This is a genomic window from Paracoccus shandongensis (assembly GCF_017315735.1).
GTDB lineage: Bacteria > Pseudomonadota > Alphaproteobacteria > Rhodobacterales > Rhodobacteraceae > Paracoccus > Paracoccus shandongensis.
The window spans coordinates 34,975-49,423 of sequence record NZ_JAFLRK010000018.1 but is presented as its reverse complement, the minus strand read 5'-3'; the positions used below and the strand labels follow the sequence as shown (position 1 = coordinate 49,423).

Here is a 14,449-nt window from a genome sequence, read left to right as displayed (position 1 = left end):
GGCATCAGGCAGACCGGCCAGAAAGGGAGAGGGCCATGGCGATCCTGTCGCTGCGGGACGTGTCGAAACGCTTTGGCGCGCTGACCGTGGCCGAGGCTGTCAGCTTCGATCTGGCCCCCGGCGAGGCCCTGGGCATCATCGGCCCGAACGGCGCCGGGAAATCGACGCTGTTCAACCTGATCACCGGCAACCTGCGCCCCGACCGGGGCGCCATCTGCCTGGACGGGCGCGACATCACCGCCGAAACGCCGATGCAGCGTTGCGCCAGCGGCATCGGCCGATCCTTCCAGATCCCGCAGCCCTTCGATCACCTGTCGGTTTATGAAAACCTGCTGGTGGCCGCGCGGTTCGGCGGCGGGATCAGCGCGGCCGAGGCGCCCGGCCACTGCATGGACATCCTGCGCCGCACCGGGCTGGCGGCCCTTGCCGACCGCAGGGCAGGGGGCTTGCCGCTTCTGAACCGCAAGCGGCTGGAACTGGCCCGCGCGATGGCGACGCGGCCGCGCGTGATCCTGCTGGACGAGATCGCGGGCGGGCTGACCGATGCCGAATGCGGCGAGCTGGTCGCCACCATCCGCGCCATCCATGCCGAAGGCACCGCGATCCTGTGGATCGAGCATGTGCTGCACGCGCTGACGGCCGTCGTGACGCGGCTGATGGTGCTGAACTTCGGCCGGGTGCTGATGATCGGCGCGCCCGATCAGGTCATGGCCGCCCCCGAGGTGCGCGAGATCTATCTGGGGATCGAGGCATGAGCGCGCTTTTGCAACTGACCGCGCTGACGGCCCATTACGGCGATTTCCAGGCCCTGTTCGGGGTGGATTTGACGCTGGATGCAGGCCAGACGCTTGCCATCATCGGCGCGAACGGGGCGGGCAAGACCACGCTGATGCGGGCGATCACCGGCATCGCGCGGGTCACGGGCGGGTCGGTGGTGCTGGACGGCCAGCGGCTGGACCGCATGGCCGCGTCCGACATCCTGCGCGCGGGCGTGGCCATGGTGCCCGAAGGCCGGCGGCTGTTCCCCAGCCTGACGGTCGAGGAAAACCTGCGCATCGGCGCCTATGCCCGCCAAGGCGGCGGCTTCTGGACCCTGCCGCGGATTTACGACCTGTTCCCGGTGCTGCGCGACCGCAGGAACCATCCCGGCACCGCGCTGTCGGGCGGCCAGCAGCAGATGGTCGCCATCGGTCGGGCGCTGATGTCGAACCCGCGCGTGCTGCTGTGCGACGAGCTGTCCCTGGGCCTCGCCCCGGTGGTGATCCGCGAAATCTATGCCGCCTTTCCGGCCATCCGCGCCAGCGGCACCGCCATTGTCGTGGTCGAACAGGATATCGGCCAGGCCTTGAAGGTGGCCGATCAGGTGCATTGCATGATGGAGGGGCGGATCACCCTGTCGGGCGCCCCGGCAAGCCTGGGGCGCGCGGCGATCCATGATGCCTATTTCGGGGTAAGACAGGCATGATCTGGCTGGACACGCTGATCCAGGGGCTGATGCTGGGCGGGCTTTACGCCCTGTTCGCGGCGGGGCTGTCGCTGGTCTTCGGGATCATGCGGCTGGTCAACCTGGCCCATGGCGACCTGATCGTGCTGGGCGCCTATCTGATCCTGGGGATCGGGACGGCGACCGGGCTGAACCCCTTCCTGGCCGCGGCCCTTGCCCTGCCGCCGATGTTCGCCCTGGGCTGGCTGTTGCAGACGGCGCTTCTGAACCGTGTCCTGGGCGAGGATATCCTGCCGCCGCTTCTGGTGACATTCGGCCTGTCGGTGGTGATCCAGAACGCGCTGCTGATGGGGTTTTCCGCCGACAGCCGCAAGCTGCCCGTGGGCCCGGTCGAGGCGCAGTCGCTGCCCCTGGGGCCGGTCAACCTGGGGGTGATGCCGCTTGTGACCTTCGTTTCTGCCGTGGCGGTGATCTTCGGGCTGAACCAGTTGTTCTACCGCACCGCGCTTGGCCGGGCGTTCCGGGCCACCTCGGACGATCCGGTGACGGCGCAACTGATGGGCATCAGGCCGGATCGCGTCTTTGCGGTGGCGACCAGCATCGCCCTGGTGGTGGCGACGATCGCCGCGCTTTACCTGGGCGCGCGGGCGAATTTCGATCCCGCGACCGGCCCGGCGCGGCTGCTTTACGCCTTCGAGGCGGTGATCATCGGCGGCCTGGGCAGCCTGTGGGGCACGCTGGCCGGGGGGCTGGTGATCGGCCTGGCGCAGGCCTTCGGCGCGGCGCTGAATCCCGAATGGCAGATCCTGGCCGGACACCTGGCCTTTGTCGCCGTGCTGCTTGTGCGTCCGCGCGGGCTGTTTCCGCGCGCCAATGACTGAAGGGCAGGCCATGCGAAAGGTGCTTCTTCCCCTGGTCCTGTTTCTGGCGGTCGTCCTGCTGGCAGCGCTGCCGGTGATCGGCAGCCGCGCGCTGGTGCAGGATCTGTTCATGGTCCTGTGCCTGCTGGTGCTGGCGCTGAACTGGAACATGCTGGCGGGCTTTGCGGGGCTGGTGTCCGTGGGGCAGCAGGCCTTTGTCGGCGTCGGGGCCTACGGCATGTTCGCCTGTGTCATCCTGTGGGGAATGGACCCGCTGGCCGGGCTGCTGGTCGGCGGACTGGTCGCCATGGCGCTGTCGGTGCCGGTGGCCTTTTTCACCTTTCGCCTGAACGGCGCCTATTTCGCCATCGGCACCTGGGCGGTGGCCGACATCGCCCGGCTGGGCATCAGTCAGTGGAAGGCCTTGGGCGGCGGCACCGGCACCGCGCTGCCGAAAGGCGCCGTGCAGGACATGCCCGGAATCCAGGCCATCCGCGCCCTGATCGGCGGATCGAAGGCGGCGGCGGTCGATGCGCTGACCTATTGGCTGGCGCTGGCGCTGGTGCTGGCGATGCTGGTGGCAAGCTGGCTGTTTCTGCGGTCGCGCATGGGATTGGGCTTGCAGGCGGTGCGCGACAATCCGGTCGCGGCGCGGTCGGTCGGCGTGGATCCCGTGCGGCTGAAGGCGCTGGTCTTTTTGCTGACGGCCTTCGGCACCGGGCTCTGCGGCGGGCTTCTGTTCATCCAGATCGGGCGGATTTCCCCGGATGCGGCGTTTTCCCTGCTGGACTGGACCGCCTTTGTCATCTTCATCACCGTGATCGGCGGCATCGGCACGCTGCCCGGCCCCGTCATCGGCGTGCTGGTCTTCTATGGCCTGCAACGCCTGCTGGCCGATTACGGCACCGTCTACCTGATCGTCCTGGGGCTGATCGGCATCGCGATCATGCTGTTCGCGCGTCGCGGCCTGTGGGGCGGCTTTACCCAACGCACCGGCCTGGATCCGCTGCCGCTGTCCCATGCGGCGCCCCGGCCCGTCACGCCCACCGATCCATAGGGAGGAAGACCCATGAGCTATTTCACCGAAGCCAATTCAACCGCCACCGTGAACGGGCGCATGGGCGCGCAGACCGATGCGCGGCTGGCGACCGTCATGGAAAGCCTGGTCCGGCACCTGCATGATTTCGTCAAGGATGTCGGCCTGACGCAAGAGGAATGGGAATACGGCATCGGCTTCCTGACCCGCACCGGCCAGATCTGTTCAGGCGAACGGCAGGAATTCATCCTGCTGTCCGACGTTCTGGGCGTGTCCATGCTGGTCGACGCGATCAACAACCGCCGCCCCGAAGGCGCGACCGAAAACACCGTCTTCGGCCCTTTCCATGTCGAGGGCGCACCGATCCGGGCCATGGGCGACACCATCAGCCTGGACGGCAAGGGCGAAAGCTGCCTGTTCGAGGGGCGGGTGCTGGATCTGGACGGCAACCCGGTCGAGGGCGCCACGGTGGATGTCTGGTCCGACAATGCCGACGGCTTCTATGACGTGCAGCAGCCGGGCATCCAGCCGAAATGGAACAACCGCGGCCGCTTCGTCACCGGACCGGACGGGCGATACAGCTTTGTCGGCATCAAGCCGGTCAGCTATCCGATCCCCGACGACGGGCCGGTGGGGCAGATGCTGGGCCATCTGGGCCGCCACCCTTACCGGCCCGCGCACATGCACTATCTGGTCACGGCGCCCGGCTTTCAGCGGCTGGTCACGCATACCTTCGTGGGCGGCGACGAATACCTGGCCTCGGACGCGGTGTTCGGCGTCAAGGACACCCTTGTCGCCCCCTACGAGCGCCTGGAAGGCGGCGACACGCTGTGGCGCTCGCCCTTCGATTTCGTCCTTGTTCCGGTCTGAGGCCGCCATGCCCAACGTGAAAATCTATATCGACGAAGCCTGTTACGCGTCGGTGCGCCCGGCGGTGTCCGATCTGCTGCCCAACCTGCGCGCGATGCTGTGCAGGCTGCTGGAGGTTCCGCCCGCCGCCTGTCAGGTCGCGGTGCTGCCGGTTCTGGCGCTGCCCGACCAACCCGGCATCAATGTGGAACTGCACCTGATGCCGCGTCCCCGCGACCGGCTGGAACAGGTCGCCGCCGGACTGCGCGACAGCCTGTCACGGGTCAGCGGGTTGACGGTGGCCGTCAGGATCGCGCAGCTTGATGCTGAAACCTATGTGGCGCTGAAATGATCAGCCGCGCCGACGGGTGATCTGCTGGTCATGGTCCATCCGCGCCTGAAGCCGCTGGCATTCGGTCAGCAGGAAACCCGTCAACTGCCGCACGGCGGGCGGCAACTGGCGGTCCGACACGCGCAGGATGCCCAGCTGGCGTTCGGCATGGTCGATCTTCAGCGGCAGGGCTTCCAGCGGGATGGTGCGGCGCGACAGGAACACCACCGAATAGGGCAGCACCGTCAGCGCGTCCGAGCCGGTCAGCACCGACTGGATCGAGGCCAGCGTCCCGCCCGAGAAGTTCACCCGGAAATCCTCTTGCCCGATGGATTTCAGCGACCGTTGCAGGTCGCGATACAGCGGGCTGTCCGCAGGCGGCGCGATCCAGGCATAGGGCGCGATATGGTTCAGCGTGATGCCGCGCGTGCGCGTCAGCGGATGGCCCGCGCGGCAGGCGATGACGTTGTTGCCCCCCAGAAGCGGCGTGAATTCCAGATCCGGGGGCACCTGTCCCGGGTGCAGCGGCAGGATCGCCACGTCCAGGCCGCCATTCCTCAGCCCGGCTTCAAGCTGGTTCAGATAGCCATAGGACTGGTCGATCTGCACATCGGCATGGCGCGACTGGAATTCCGCGATCATCGAGGCCACCACCCCATCCATGAAGATCGGCGAGCCGCCGACCCGCAGCCGCCCGGCCAGCCCCTGGCGATAGCGTTGCACCAGCAGGCTTGCCTCCTTGTTGGCGCGGTGGATGCGGCTGCCAAGGCGCGCCAGGCTGGCGCCCAGTTCGGTCGGGCGCAGCGGGCGGCGGCCCGGCTCGAACAAGGGCAGGCCGATGCGCGCCTCCAACAGCGCCATCGAGCGCGAGACCGAGGGCTGCGACTTGCCCAGGGCCTCGGCCCCTTCGGTCAAGCCGCCCTGTTCGACGATGGCCGCCAGGATTTCAAGATGTTCACTGTCCAGTTTCATAGCGCAAAGCGATATTACAACGCACACATCCGATCAATATTTCTGTTTCCACCCCCTAGATTTGTCCGAAGGAACAGGAGGAGCCATGTCCTTTTACCGCGATGAGTTCACCGCGCGCAGCGCCGCGGTGCGCGTGCATTTCGGCGCCGGCATCCGCAAGGCGGTGGCCGAGGAGATCGAGGCGCTTGGCGCCAGCCGGGCGCTGATCCTGACCACGCCGCAGCAGGCCGCCCTGGCCGACGACTTCGCGGCGCTGTGCGGCGGGGCGGCGGTGGGCCGCTTCACGGGCGCGGCGATGCACACCCCGGTCGATATTTCGGAACAGGCCACGGCCCTGGCGCGCGACCTGGGCGCGGATGTGCTGGTCGCGGTCGGGGGCGGATCGACCACGGGCCTCGGCAAGGCCATCGCGCTGCGCACCGACCTGCCGCAGATCGTGGTGCCGACCACCTATGCCGGATCCGAGGCGACGGAGATCCTGGGGCAGACCGAACACGGCGTCAAGACCACGCTGACCAGCCCCAGGGTCCAGCCCGAGGTGATCCTTTACGACGCCGAACTGGTGACCAGCCTGCCGGTCGGGATGACCGTGACCAGTGCCCTGAACGCCATGGCCCATGCGGCCGAGGGGCTTTACGCGCGCGACCGTTCCCCCCTGTCGTCCCTGATGGCGGTCGAGGGGCTGCGCGCCTTTCGCGACAGCCTGCCCGGTGTCATGGCCCGGCCCGGCGACGTGGCGGCGCGGGGGCAGACCCTTTACGGCGCCTGGCTGTGCGGCACGGTCCTGGGACAGGTCGGTATGGCGCTGCATCACAAGCTTTGCCACACGCTGGGCGGCAGCTTCGATCTGCCCCATGCCGAAACCCATGCGGTGATCCTGCCCCATGCGCTGGCCTTCAACGCCAAGGCGGTGCCCGACCTGCTGGCGCCGGTGACGGACCTTTTCGGCCATGGCGACCCTGGCCTGGGCCTGTGGCATTTCGCGCGTGACGCGGGTGCGCCCCTGGCGCTGCGCGACCTTGGCCTGAAGGAAGGCGATCTGGACCGGGCCGCGGATCTGGCTTCGGCCAATCCCTACTGGAACCCGCGCCCCGTGACGCGCGACGGCATCCGCGCCCTGCTGGGGGCCGCATGGGCGGGGGACCAGCCCGCCATCTGATCCTGAACGGGGACCGGGCAAGGAGGCCCACCCCGACTGCATATCCTTGGGAGGACATCCATGGCAGACATGAGCACCGATGTGCTGATCATCGGCACGGGCCCCGCAGGCTCGGCCACGGCGGCGCTGCTGTCGGGCTACGGCATCGCCAACATCGCGGTGAACCGCTATCGCTGGCTGGCCAACACGCCGCGCGCCCATATCACCAACCAGCGCACGATGGAGGTGTTGCGCGACCTGGGCCGCGAGGTCGAGAACGAGGCCTACATGTTCGCCACCCACCAGGATCTGATGGGCGAGAACATCTTCTGCGAAAGCCTTGCGGGCGAAGAAATCGGCCGGATGAAGGCCTGGGGCAACCACCCGCTGTCCAGGGCCGAACACCTGATGTCCTCGCCCACCAGGATGAACGACCTGCCGCAGACCTACATGGAGCCGCTGCTGTTCAAGACCGCCTGTTCACGGGGCACGCAGGCACGCATGTCCACGGAATACCTGCGGCACGAACAGGATGCGACCGGGGTGACGACGACCTGCCTGGACCGGCTGACCGGCAGGGAATTCACCATCCGCTCGAAATACCTGGTCGGCGCGGATGGCGGCAAATCGCTGGTCGCCGAACATGCGGGCCTGCCCTTCGAGGGGAAAATGGCCGTGGGCGGCAGCATGAACATCCTGTTCCGCGCCGATCTGTCGCGCTATGTCGCGCACCGGCCCTCGGTCCTTTACTGGGTCATGCAGCCCGGTGCGGATGTCGGCGGCATCGGCATGGGGCTGGTGCGGATGGTGCGGCCCTGGAACGAATGGCTGATCGTCTGGGGCTATGACATCAACGGACCCGAACCCGAGGTCACGCCGGACTTCGCCACCGGCGTCGCGCGCCAGCTGATCGGCGACCCGGACCTGGAAATCGAGCTTCTGTCCGCGAACACCTGGACCGTGAACAATTACTACGCGACCCGGATCAGCCAGGGCCGGGTGTTCTGCATGGGCGACGCGATCCACCGCCATCCGCCGTCGAACGGACTGGGCTCGAACACCTCGATCCAGGATGCCTTCAACCTGGCCTGGAAGCTGGCGATGGTGGTCAAGGGACAGGCGGGCGAAGGCCTGCTGGACAGCTATGACGCCGAACGGGCGCCGATCGCCAGGCAGATCGTCACCCGCGCCAACCAGTCCATCGCCGAAACCGGCTCCATCTTCGCCGCGCTCGGCATGGCCGAAGGCGTCAGCCCCGAGCAGATGCAAAGGAACCTGCAAGCCCGCACCCAAGGCACCCCCCAGGCCGAGGAACAGCGCGAGGCGATCCGCAAGGCCATTGCCTTCAAGAAATACGAGTTCGACGCCCATGGCGTCGAGATGAACCAGCGTTACCATTCGGACGCGGTCGTGACGGATGGCCAGATCGAGCCCGCCTTTTCGCTGGATGCCGACCTGCATTACCAGCCGACCACATGGCCCGGGGCGCGGCTGCCCCATGCCTGGCTTTACCGGCACGACACCGGGGCCGAAGTCTCGACGCTGGATCTGTGCGGGCACGGCCGCTTCACCCTGCTGACCGGCCTGGGCGGCGAGCCCTGGGTCCAGGCGGCCGAGGCGCTGGCGGCGGAACTGGGGATCGAGATCGCCACCCATGTCATCGGCCCGCGCCAGACCCATGTCGATCACAGCGGTGACTGGGCGCGCCTGTCCGAAATCCGCGACGACGGCTGCCTGCTGGTCCGCCCGGATCATCATGTCGCCTGGCGATCCATCGCGAAAAGCGCCACGGCCAGGGCGGACCTGACCCGGGTGCTGAAGGCTGTCCTGGCGCGTTGAAGGCTGTCTTGCCGCAGATGCCGGGCTGGCTGTTCCGGTCGCGCAGGATCATGGCAATGCCGGAAGGTTGATCCCCCTTGTCTCGGTTCCGGGGGGACCGCCACCTTTTCGATCAGACCGGGCAGCTCCACCCTCTCTGCCGCAGGCTCCGCGCGTCACATGGGGGATTGACCCTGCCGCCGGGGCGGGGACTCTGGCGGCAACCGTTTGCTGCCAAAGGTGCCCGATGACCCCACCCCGTCCCATCGCGCTGTCCGACGACCATGTCGCCCGCATCGAGTCGGCGGACGGACCCCTGTACGATCCCCGCTGGCGGATGCTGGAGGACGCCGATCTGGACCTGCTGGCGGACCGGCTGACGCGGGGCAGGCCCCGGCCGATCCCGATCTTTGCCTATGGCTCGCTGATCTGGAACCCCGGCTTTGCCGTGCAGGGGCGCCGCCGTGCGACGGCGGTGGGGTGGCACCGCAGTTTCTCGATCTCGCTCGACCATTTCCGCGGCTCGCCGGACCGGCCCGGACTGATGCTGGCGCTGGCGCGGGGCGGTCGGTGCGAGGGGCTGGTTCTCGACATTGCCGAGGGCACGGAAACGCAGTCCATGCGGGCCATCCTGTCGCGCGAGCTGGTCGCCCACGAACTGGCCGACAACGCCTGCTGGATCGAGGTCGAGACGGATCGCGGCCGCGAGCAGGCGCTGACCTTCTATGCCGATCCCGTGGGCACCCAGACGGCGCGCCTGACCGTCGCGGAACAGGCCCGGCGCCTGGCCCGCGCGGCGGGGGCGGCCGGGTCGGGGGCGGAATACCTGTTGCGCACGGTGCGCGGCCTGGCCGAGCATGGCATCCACGACGATTACATCTGGACGCTCCAGCAGCAGGTCGCCGACGAGATCGAGGCCGCGACCGGGGTGTCGCGGGAATGACCCGCACGGCCCTGCACGGATCCCGCCCTGTTCCCCGACCAAAGGACACATCATGCCGAAACCGAAGCTGTTCGAGCCCATCGCCATCGGCGCCCTGACGCTGGAAAACCGCATCGTCATCGCGCCCATGTGCCAGTATTCGGCCGAGGATGGCCGCATGACCGACTGGCACCTGATGCACCTGGGCCACCTGTCCCATTCCGGCGCGGGCATCCTGACCATCGAGGCGACGGCCGTGGTCCCCGAGGGCCGCATCACCTATGCCGATGTGGGCCTGTGGGACGACGCCACCGAGGACGCGATGCGCCGCGTCCTGGACGGGGTGCGCCGCTGGTCGCCCATGCCGCTGGCCATCCAGCTGGCCCATGCCGGGCGCAAGGCCTCGACCGACCTGCCGTGGAAGGGCGGCGCGCAGATCGCGCCCGATCACCCCCTGGGCTGGCGGACCGTCGCGCCCTCGCCGCTGCCCTTCGGGGCGGACGAGGCCGCGCCGCTGGAACTTGACCGCGCCGGCATGGACCGCATCCGCGACGCCTTTGCCGCCGCCGCGCGCCGGGCCGCCCGCCTGGGGCTGGACGCGGTCCAGATCCATGCCGCGCACGGCTATCTGCTGCACAGCTTCCTGTCGCCGCTGTCGAACCGGCGCACGGACGCGTTCGGCGGCAGCCTGGAAAACCGGATGCGCTTTCCGCTGGAGGTGTTCGACGCCGTGCGCGCGGCCTTCCCGGCGGATCGCCCCGTCACGGTGCGCGTCTCGGGGACGGATTGGGTCGAGGGTGGCTGGGACATCGACCAGACCATCGCCCTTGCCCGCGCGCTGGAGGCGCGGGGTTGCGCGGCGATCCATGTGTCCAGCGGCGGGCTGGATGCGGGGCAAAGGATCCCGGTGGGCCCCAGCTATCAGGTGCCGCTGGCGCGGGCAGTCAAGGGGGCGGTGGGGATCCCGGTGATCGCCGTGGGCCTGATCACCGAGCCCCAGCAGGCCGAGGCCATCGTCGCCACCGGCGATGCCGACATGGTGGGCCTTGCGCGCACCATCACCTGGGACAGCCGCTGGCCCTGGCACGCGGCGGCCGCGCTGCAGGCCTCGGTCAGGGTGCCGCCGCAATATCTGCGCAGCCAGCCGTCCCATCTGCGCGACCTGTTCAGGAAGGACTAGCCGCCGTGCCGCGGGGGACGCGCCAGGCCGGGATCATGCGCCGGGGCACCGCCCACCGGCAGGGCCGGGGCCGATGATCGTCCGTCCCCGCCCGGGCCTGCTGACGCTGTTCTTCGTGCTCAAGGGCTCGATCATCCTGCGGACCTGGCCGCAGCTTGCCGCCGTGGGCGTGCTGTCGCTGATCGTGGTGGCCGCCCATCGCCACGCGCCCCAGATGGTGCCGGGGATCAACCCCGCCCCCCTGACGCTGATCGGCATCGCGTTGTCCGTGTTCCTCAGCTTTCGCAACAACGCCTGCTATGACCGCTGGTGGGAAGCCCGCAAGCTGTGGGGCCAGATGATCCAGTCCGCCCGCGACATCGCCCGCCAGACCGTCGTGCTGGAGGAGGGGGCGGACAGCCCGTCCCCCGAACGGCGCGGGATCCTCATGGCGGTGATCGCCTTCGCCCATGCCGCCGTGGGGCAGTTGCGGGGCGCGCCGGTCCCCGGGGCCGGGCCCGCCGACGCGATCCTGCACGGGGCGGCGGCCCTGGTCGGCCGGTTGCTGCGCCAGGGCCGCCTGGCCCCGGTCGAGGCGCTGGCCCTGAACGAAAGCCTTGGCCACCTGACGCAGGCCCTGGTCGGCTGCGAGCGCCTGGCCAACACGCCCTTGCCCTTTGCCTATACGCTGCTTCTGCATCGGACGGCCTATCTGTTCTGCTTCCTGCTGCCCTTCGGGCTGGCCGACATGCTGGGCTGGTCCGCCCCGCTTGCCGCCATGCTGGTCGCCTATACCTTCTTCGGCCTGGACGCCCTGGGCGAGGAGCTTGAGGAGCCCTTCGGCCTGATGCCCAACAACCTGCCAATCGCGGCCTATGCCACCCTGATCGAGATCCACCTGCGTTCCGCCATGGGAGAGACCGACCTGCCCCCCATGCCCGTCCCCCGGGACTTTGTCCTGACCTGAAGGGGCGGTTCGTCGCCGCGCGGACAGGGGCGTCGGCTTGCGGCGCGGCCCCGGTTCTTGCTAAGCATCACGCAACAACAAGAAGGGCAGGGGCAGGCGATGAGGATGATCCCAGGGTTTCGGGCAGGGCTGTCCCTTGCGGCGGTTCTGGTGCTGGCGGGCTGCGGCTTCGGGCACCGCATGTCCGAACAGGAATGCATGGAACGGGCGATGTATTTCGAATCGAACCGCTCCAGCCGCGACGGCATGATCGCGGTGGGCAGCGTGGTGATGAACCGCGTGCAATCGGGCCAGTATCCCCGGTCGGTCTGCGGCGTCGTCGGGCAGAAGAACCAGTTCGCGCCGGGCATCATGCGGCGCAAGATGAACCTGAAGACCGCGCCCAAGGTGCGCGAGGCCGCCCGGTCGGTCCTGCGCGGCGAACGCCATCCGCTGGTCGGGAACGCGATGTTCTTCCACACGGCGGGACACCGCTTTCCCTATGACAACATGCATTACGTCCTGGTGACGGGCGGCAACGCCTTCTACGAAAAGCGCCGCAACTATCTGGTGACGCGCCCGGTCCCGCCCCACCCCGTCGAGGGGATCACTGGCCGCTGACCAGCGTGCCGTCGGGGTTCAGGTCCACCCATTCCCCGCGTTCGGCCGAGAGATAGACCGCCTCCAGCAGGTGCATGTCGCGCAGGCCCATCTCGGCCGGGGTCAGGATCGGGATGCCGTCGCGCACGGCCTTGCTGAAATGGTCGATCTCTCCGGTGAACTGCTGTTCGCTGGGGCCCGGGGGCCTTGGCGTTTCCTGCCCTTCGGCGGTGGTGACCGTCAGCCGGTTGCCGCTGTATTCGGTGGCCGGATCCAGCACCGCGACCGCCTGCGACCCCCACAGGTCGATCCGCTTCTTGCTGGCGACATAGCCCGACGAGATGCTGGCCCGCCGCCCCGAGGGGAAGACCAGCTGCACCTGGGCGATGGCCTCGACCTCGCCGAAGCGGCCGTCGGGGGTTTCGGGGGAAAAGGTGGTGGCGATCAGGCGGCTTGGCGCCTCGTCCAGCAGCCAGATGAGGCCGTTCAGCGAATAGATGCCGATGTCCATCATCGACCCGCCGCCCGCCAGATCGCGCACCATCCGCCACTGGTCGCGTTCGACCGACGGATCCAGGGGCCGGTGGTGGTCGGATGTCGCATACCAGATCTCGCCAAGTTCGCCCTTGTCCACCATCTTCTTCAGCGCGGTGTTGTTCGGCTCGAAATGGGCGCGATAGGCGATCATGATCTTGCGGTCGGCGGCGCGGGCGGCGTCGATCATGCGCTGCGCGGCGGCCGAGTTGTGGGCGAAGGGCTTTTCGCAGAACACGTGCTTGCCTGCCTCCAGCGCGGCGATGACGTTTTCCTCGTGGATGGCATTGGGGGTGATCACATAAACGATGTCGATGGCGTCGTTGTCGGCCAGCCCCTGCATCGTGTAATCGAAGATCGCGTCCTCGGGCACGCCCCAGGCGGCGCCCACGGCCAGCGCCTTGTCACGGTTGCCGGAAACCAGGCCGGTCAGCCTGGACTCGGACGCCTGGCCCAAGGCAGGGATCGCATAGTTCTGCGCGAAATGCCCCAGGCCGCAGACCGCCCAGCCAAGGCGGTTTCCCGGCGGGGTCGGGCGCGGGGCGGCATCCAGGTCCGGTTCCGGGCGGCCTGCCGCGCTGCGCTCCAGCGGGTCGGCGGGCGGGGTCTGGCCGGTGCCGATGGCGCGCCCGGCGGTCTGGGCCAGGACCGGCGTGGCCCCCAGGCCAAGCGCCAGGGTGCCCACCCCGGCCCCCATGGCCGATGTGCGCAGGAAGCCGCGTCGGGAAACGGTGTTCATCAGGGATCCTCCGTAAGGGGCGGACAGGGCGGGATCGGGCTCAGACCGACGAGGGCTGGAAGCGTTGCAGCGTCAGTTCGACCCCTCCGTCGTCCCCAGGCTGGGTGTTTTTCACCATGACCTTTTCGGTCTTGCCGTCGATCTCGATCCGGCCCTTGTGCAGGCGGTCCAGCGCGTCGGCGCCGATGCCATCGGTCTGGAAACGGATGTAATCGCCCCCGGCTTCGGCCGTCCCCTCCAGCGGGGCCATGCCGTCCAGCGTCAATGTGGCCTTGGTCATGCGCTTTTCCTTTCGGATGCCTTGCCCCGGTCAACACCGCAGCGGGCCGGGCGTTCCCGTGAAAAGCCGGGCCTACCAAGGGATCGGGGCGCCGAAGCGGTCCAGGAAGCTGCCGCTGTGTTCGGGCGCCAGCCGGTCGATGCTGTCCAGCAGGGCGGATGCGGCCTCGGCCGGCTGCTGGACCTGCAAGCCGGTCTTGGCGAATTTCTGCGACAGCCCGGTCGCGACCGTGCCGGGATGGAAGGCCGCGCAGACGGCCTGGGGATGGGTGCGGCGCAGTTCCACCGCCCCCGTGCGGATGATCTGGTTCAGCGCCGCCTTGGAGGCGCGATAGGAATACCAGCCGCCCAGCCGGTTGTCACCGATGCTGCCCACCTTGGCCGACAGCGCGGCGAACACCGCCCGCCGGTCTCGGGGCAGCAGCGGCAGGAAATGCTTCATCACCAAGGCCGGGCCGATGGCATTGACGGCAAAAGCGCGGGCCATGGCGTCCGGGTCCAGGGCGCGGATGGTCTTTTCCGGCTCGACCCCCGGGCCGTGCAGCAACCCGGTGGCGACGATCACCAGCGCGGGCGTGCCGCTGGCCGCCACGCGTGCGGCGGCCTGCGCGATGCTGTCGGGGTCGGTCAGGTCCAGGTCGGGGCGCGACAGGCCGACCACCGCGCGGCCCCGCGCCTGCAACTCGCTGACCAAAGCCGACCCGACCCCGCCCGAGGCGCCAACCACCACCGCCACGTCGCCTTCGGTCATCGCTGCCCCCTGCATAGTTTTTCTAATGCACCGTCCCAGAATATTGTCGTTTGCGGGGAAAGCCATGCCCG

16 protein-coding genes are annotated in these 14,449 nt (G+C 68.6%); 12 read left to right on the top strand and 4 right to left on the bottom strand.

Annotation, left to right across the window (positions count from 1 at the left end):
- Positions 1–35 precede the first annotated feature (35 nt).
- The 6 genes from JX613_RS12185 to JX613_RS12160 are packed head-to-tail and all read left to right on the top strand — an operon-like array spanning position 36 to position 4,541.
- The gene (locus tag JX613_RS12185) at positions 36–755 is read left to right on the top strand and encodes an ABC transporter ATP-binding protein (protein ID WP_207101733.1); all 720 of its coding nucleotides are present in this window, start codon (positions 36–38) and stop codon (positions 753–755) included.
- Complete coding sequence (locus JX613_RS12180; protein ID WP_207101732.1) at positions 752–1,465, top strand: ABC transporter ATP-binding protein; 714 nt, start codon at positions 752–754, stop codon at positions 1,463–1,465. Before JX613_RS12185 ends, JX613_RS12180 begins: the two co-directional genes overlap by 4 nt.
- Entirely contained in the window at positions 1,462–2,325 is an 864-nt protein-coding gene (locus JX613_RS12175; protein WP_207101731.1) for a branched-chain amino acid ABC transporter permease, read from the top strand. Before JX613_RS12180 ends, JX613_RS12175 begins: the two co-directional genes overlap by 4 nt.
- Before the next feature lie 10 nt (positions 2,326–2,335).
- Complete coding sequence (locus tag JX613_RS12170; protein ID WP_207101730.1) at positions 2,336–3,361, top strand: branched-chain amino acid ABC transporter permease; 1,026 nt, start codon at positions 2,336–2,338, stop codon at positions 3,359–3,361.
- Positions 3,362–3,373: 12 nt separating this feature from the next.
- Entirely contained in the window at positions 3,374–4,210 is an 837-nt protein-coding gene (locus tag JX613_RS12165; RefSeq protein ID WP_207101729.1) for an intradiol ring-cleavage dioxygenase, read from the top strand.
- Positions 4,211–4,217: 7 nt separating this feature from the next.
- Positions 4,218–4,541 carry a hypothetical protein gene (locus JX613_RS12160; protein WP_207101728.1) on the top strand — a complete coding sequence of 108 codons (324 nt, stop codon included), beginning with the start codon at positions 4,218–4,220 and terminating at the stop codon, positions 4,539–4,541.
- Here JX613_RS12160 and JX613_RS12155 read toward each other — a convergent pair whose 3' ends face one another.
- Positions 4,542–5,492: a LysR family transcriptional regulator gene (locus tag JX613_RS12155; protein WP_207101727.1), complete on the bottom strand. Its 951-nt coding sequence runs from the start codon at positions 5,490–5,492 to the stop codon at positions 4,542–4,544.
- 85 nt (positions 5,493–5,577) lie between these two features.
- Between JX613_RS12155 and JX613_RS12150 the strand changes: the two genes are divergently transcribed.
- From JX613_RS12150 to JX613_RS12125, 6 genes are all read left to right on the top strand, one after another.
- Positions 5,578–6,651: a maleylacetate reductase gene (locus JX613_RS12150; protein ID WP_207101726.1), complete on the top strand. Its 1,074-nt coding sequence runs from the start codon at positions 5,578–5,580 to the stop codon at positions 6,649–6,651.
- 60 nt (positions 6,652–6,711) lie between these two features.
- Positions 6,712–8,469 (top strand): FAD-dependent oxidoreductase, encoded by a 1,758-nt coding sequence (locus JX613_RS12145; protein WP_207101725.1) that lies wholly within the window; start codon positions 6,712–6,714, stop codon positions 8,467–8,469.
- A 226-nt stretch (positions 8,470–8,695) separates the two neighbouring features.
- Positions 8,696–9,391 (top strand): gamma-glutamylcyclotransferase, encoded by a 696-nt coding sequence (locus JX613_RS12140; protein WP_207101724.1) that lies wholly within the window; start codon positions 8,696–8,698, stop codon positions 9,389–9,391.
- A 52-nt stretch (positions 9,392–9,443) separates the two neighbouring features.
- Positions 9,444–10,550: an NADH:flavin oxidoreductase/NADH oxidase gene (locus tag JX613_RS12135; RefSeq protein WP_207101723.1), complete on the top strand. Its 1,107-nt coding sequence runs from the start codon at positions 9,444–9,446 to the stop codon at positions 10,548–10,550.
- 73 nt (positions 10,551–10,623) lie between these two features.
- Entirely contained in the window at positions 10,624–11,496 is an 873-nt protein-coding gene (locus tag JX613_RS12130; protein WP_207101722.1) for a bestrophin family protein, read from the top strand.
- A 105-nt stretch (positions 11,497–11,601) separates the two neighbouring features.
- Positions 11,602–12,096, top strand: coding sequence for a cell wall hydrolase (locus JX613_RS12125; protein WP_419538832.1), 495 nt, complete (start codon positions 11,602–11,604; stop codon positions 12,094–12,096).
- On the opposite strand, the gene JX613_RS12120 is transcribed toward JX613_RS12125, so the two are convergent.
- From JX613_RS12120 to JX613_RS12110, 3 genes are all read right to left on the bottom strand, one after another.
- Positions 12,083–13,348 (bottom strand): Gfo/Idh/MocA family protein, encoded by a 1,266-nt coding sequence (locus tag JX613_RS12120; protein WP_207101720.1) that lies wholly within the window; start codon positions 13,346–13,348, stop codon positions 12,083–12,085. The two genes, JX613_RS12125 and JX613_RS12120, sit on opposite strands and share 14 nt — an antisense overlap.
- A 40-nt stretch (positions 13,349–13,388) precedes the next feature.
- Positions 13,389–13,628, bottom strand: a complete 240-nt coding sequence (locus JX613_RS12115; RefSeq protein ID WP_207101719.1) for a hypothetical protein — start codon at positions 13,626–13,628, stop codon at positions 13,389–13,391.
- A gap of 72 nt (positions 13,629–13,700) precedes the next feature.
- Entirely contained in the window at positions 13,701–14,378 is a 678-nt protein-coding gene (locus JX613_RS12110; protein WP_207101718.1) for an SDR family NAD(P)-dependent oxidoreductase, read from the bottom strand.
- Between the last annotated feature and the right edge of the window lie 71 nt (positions 14,379–14,449).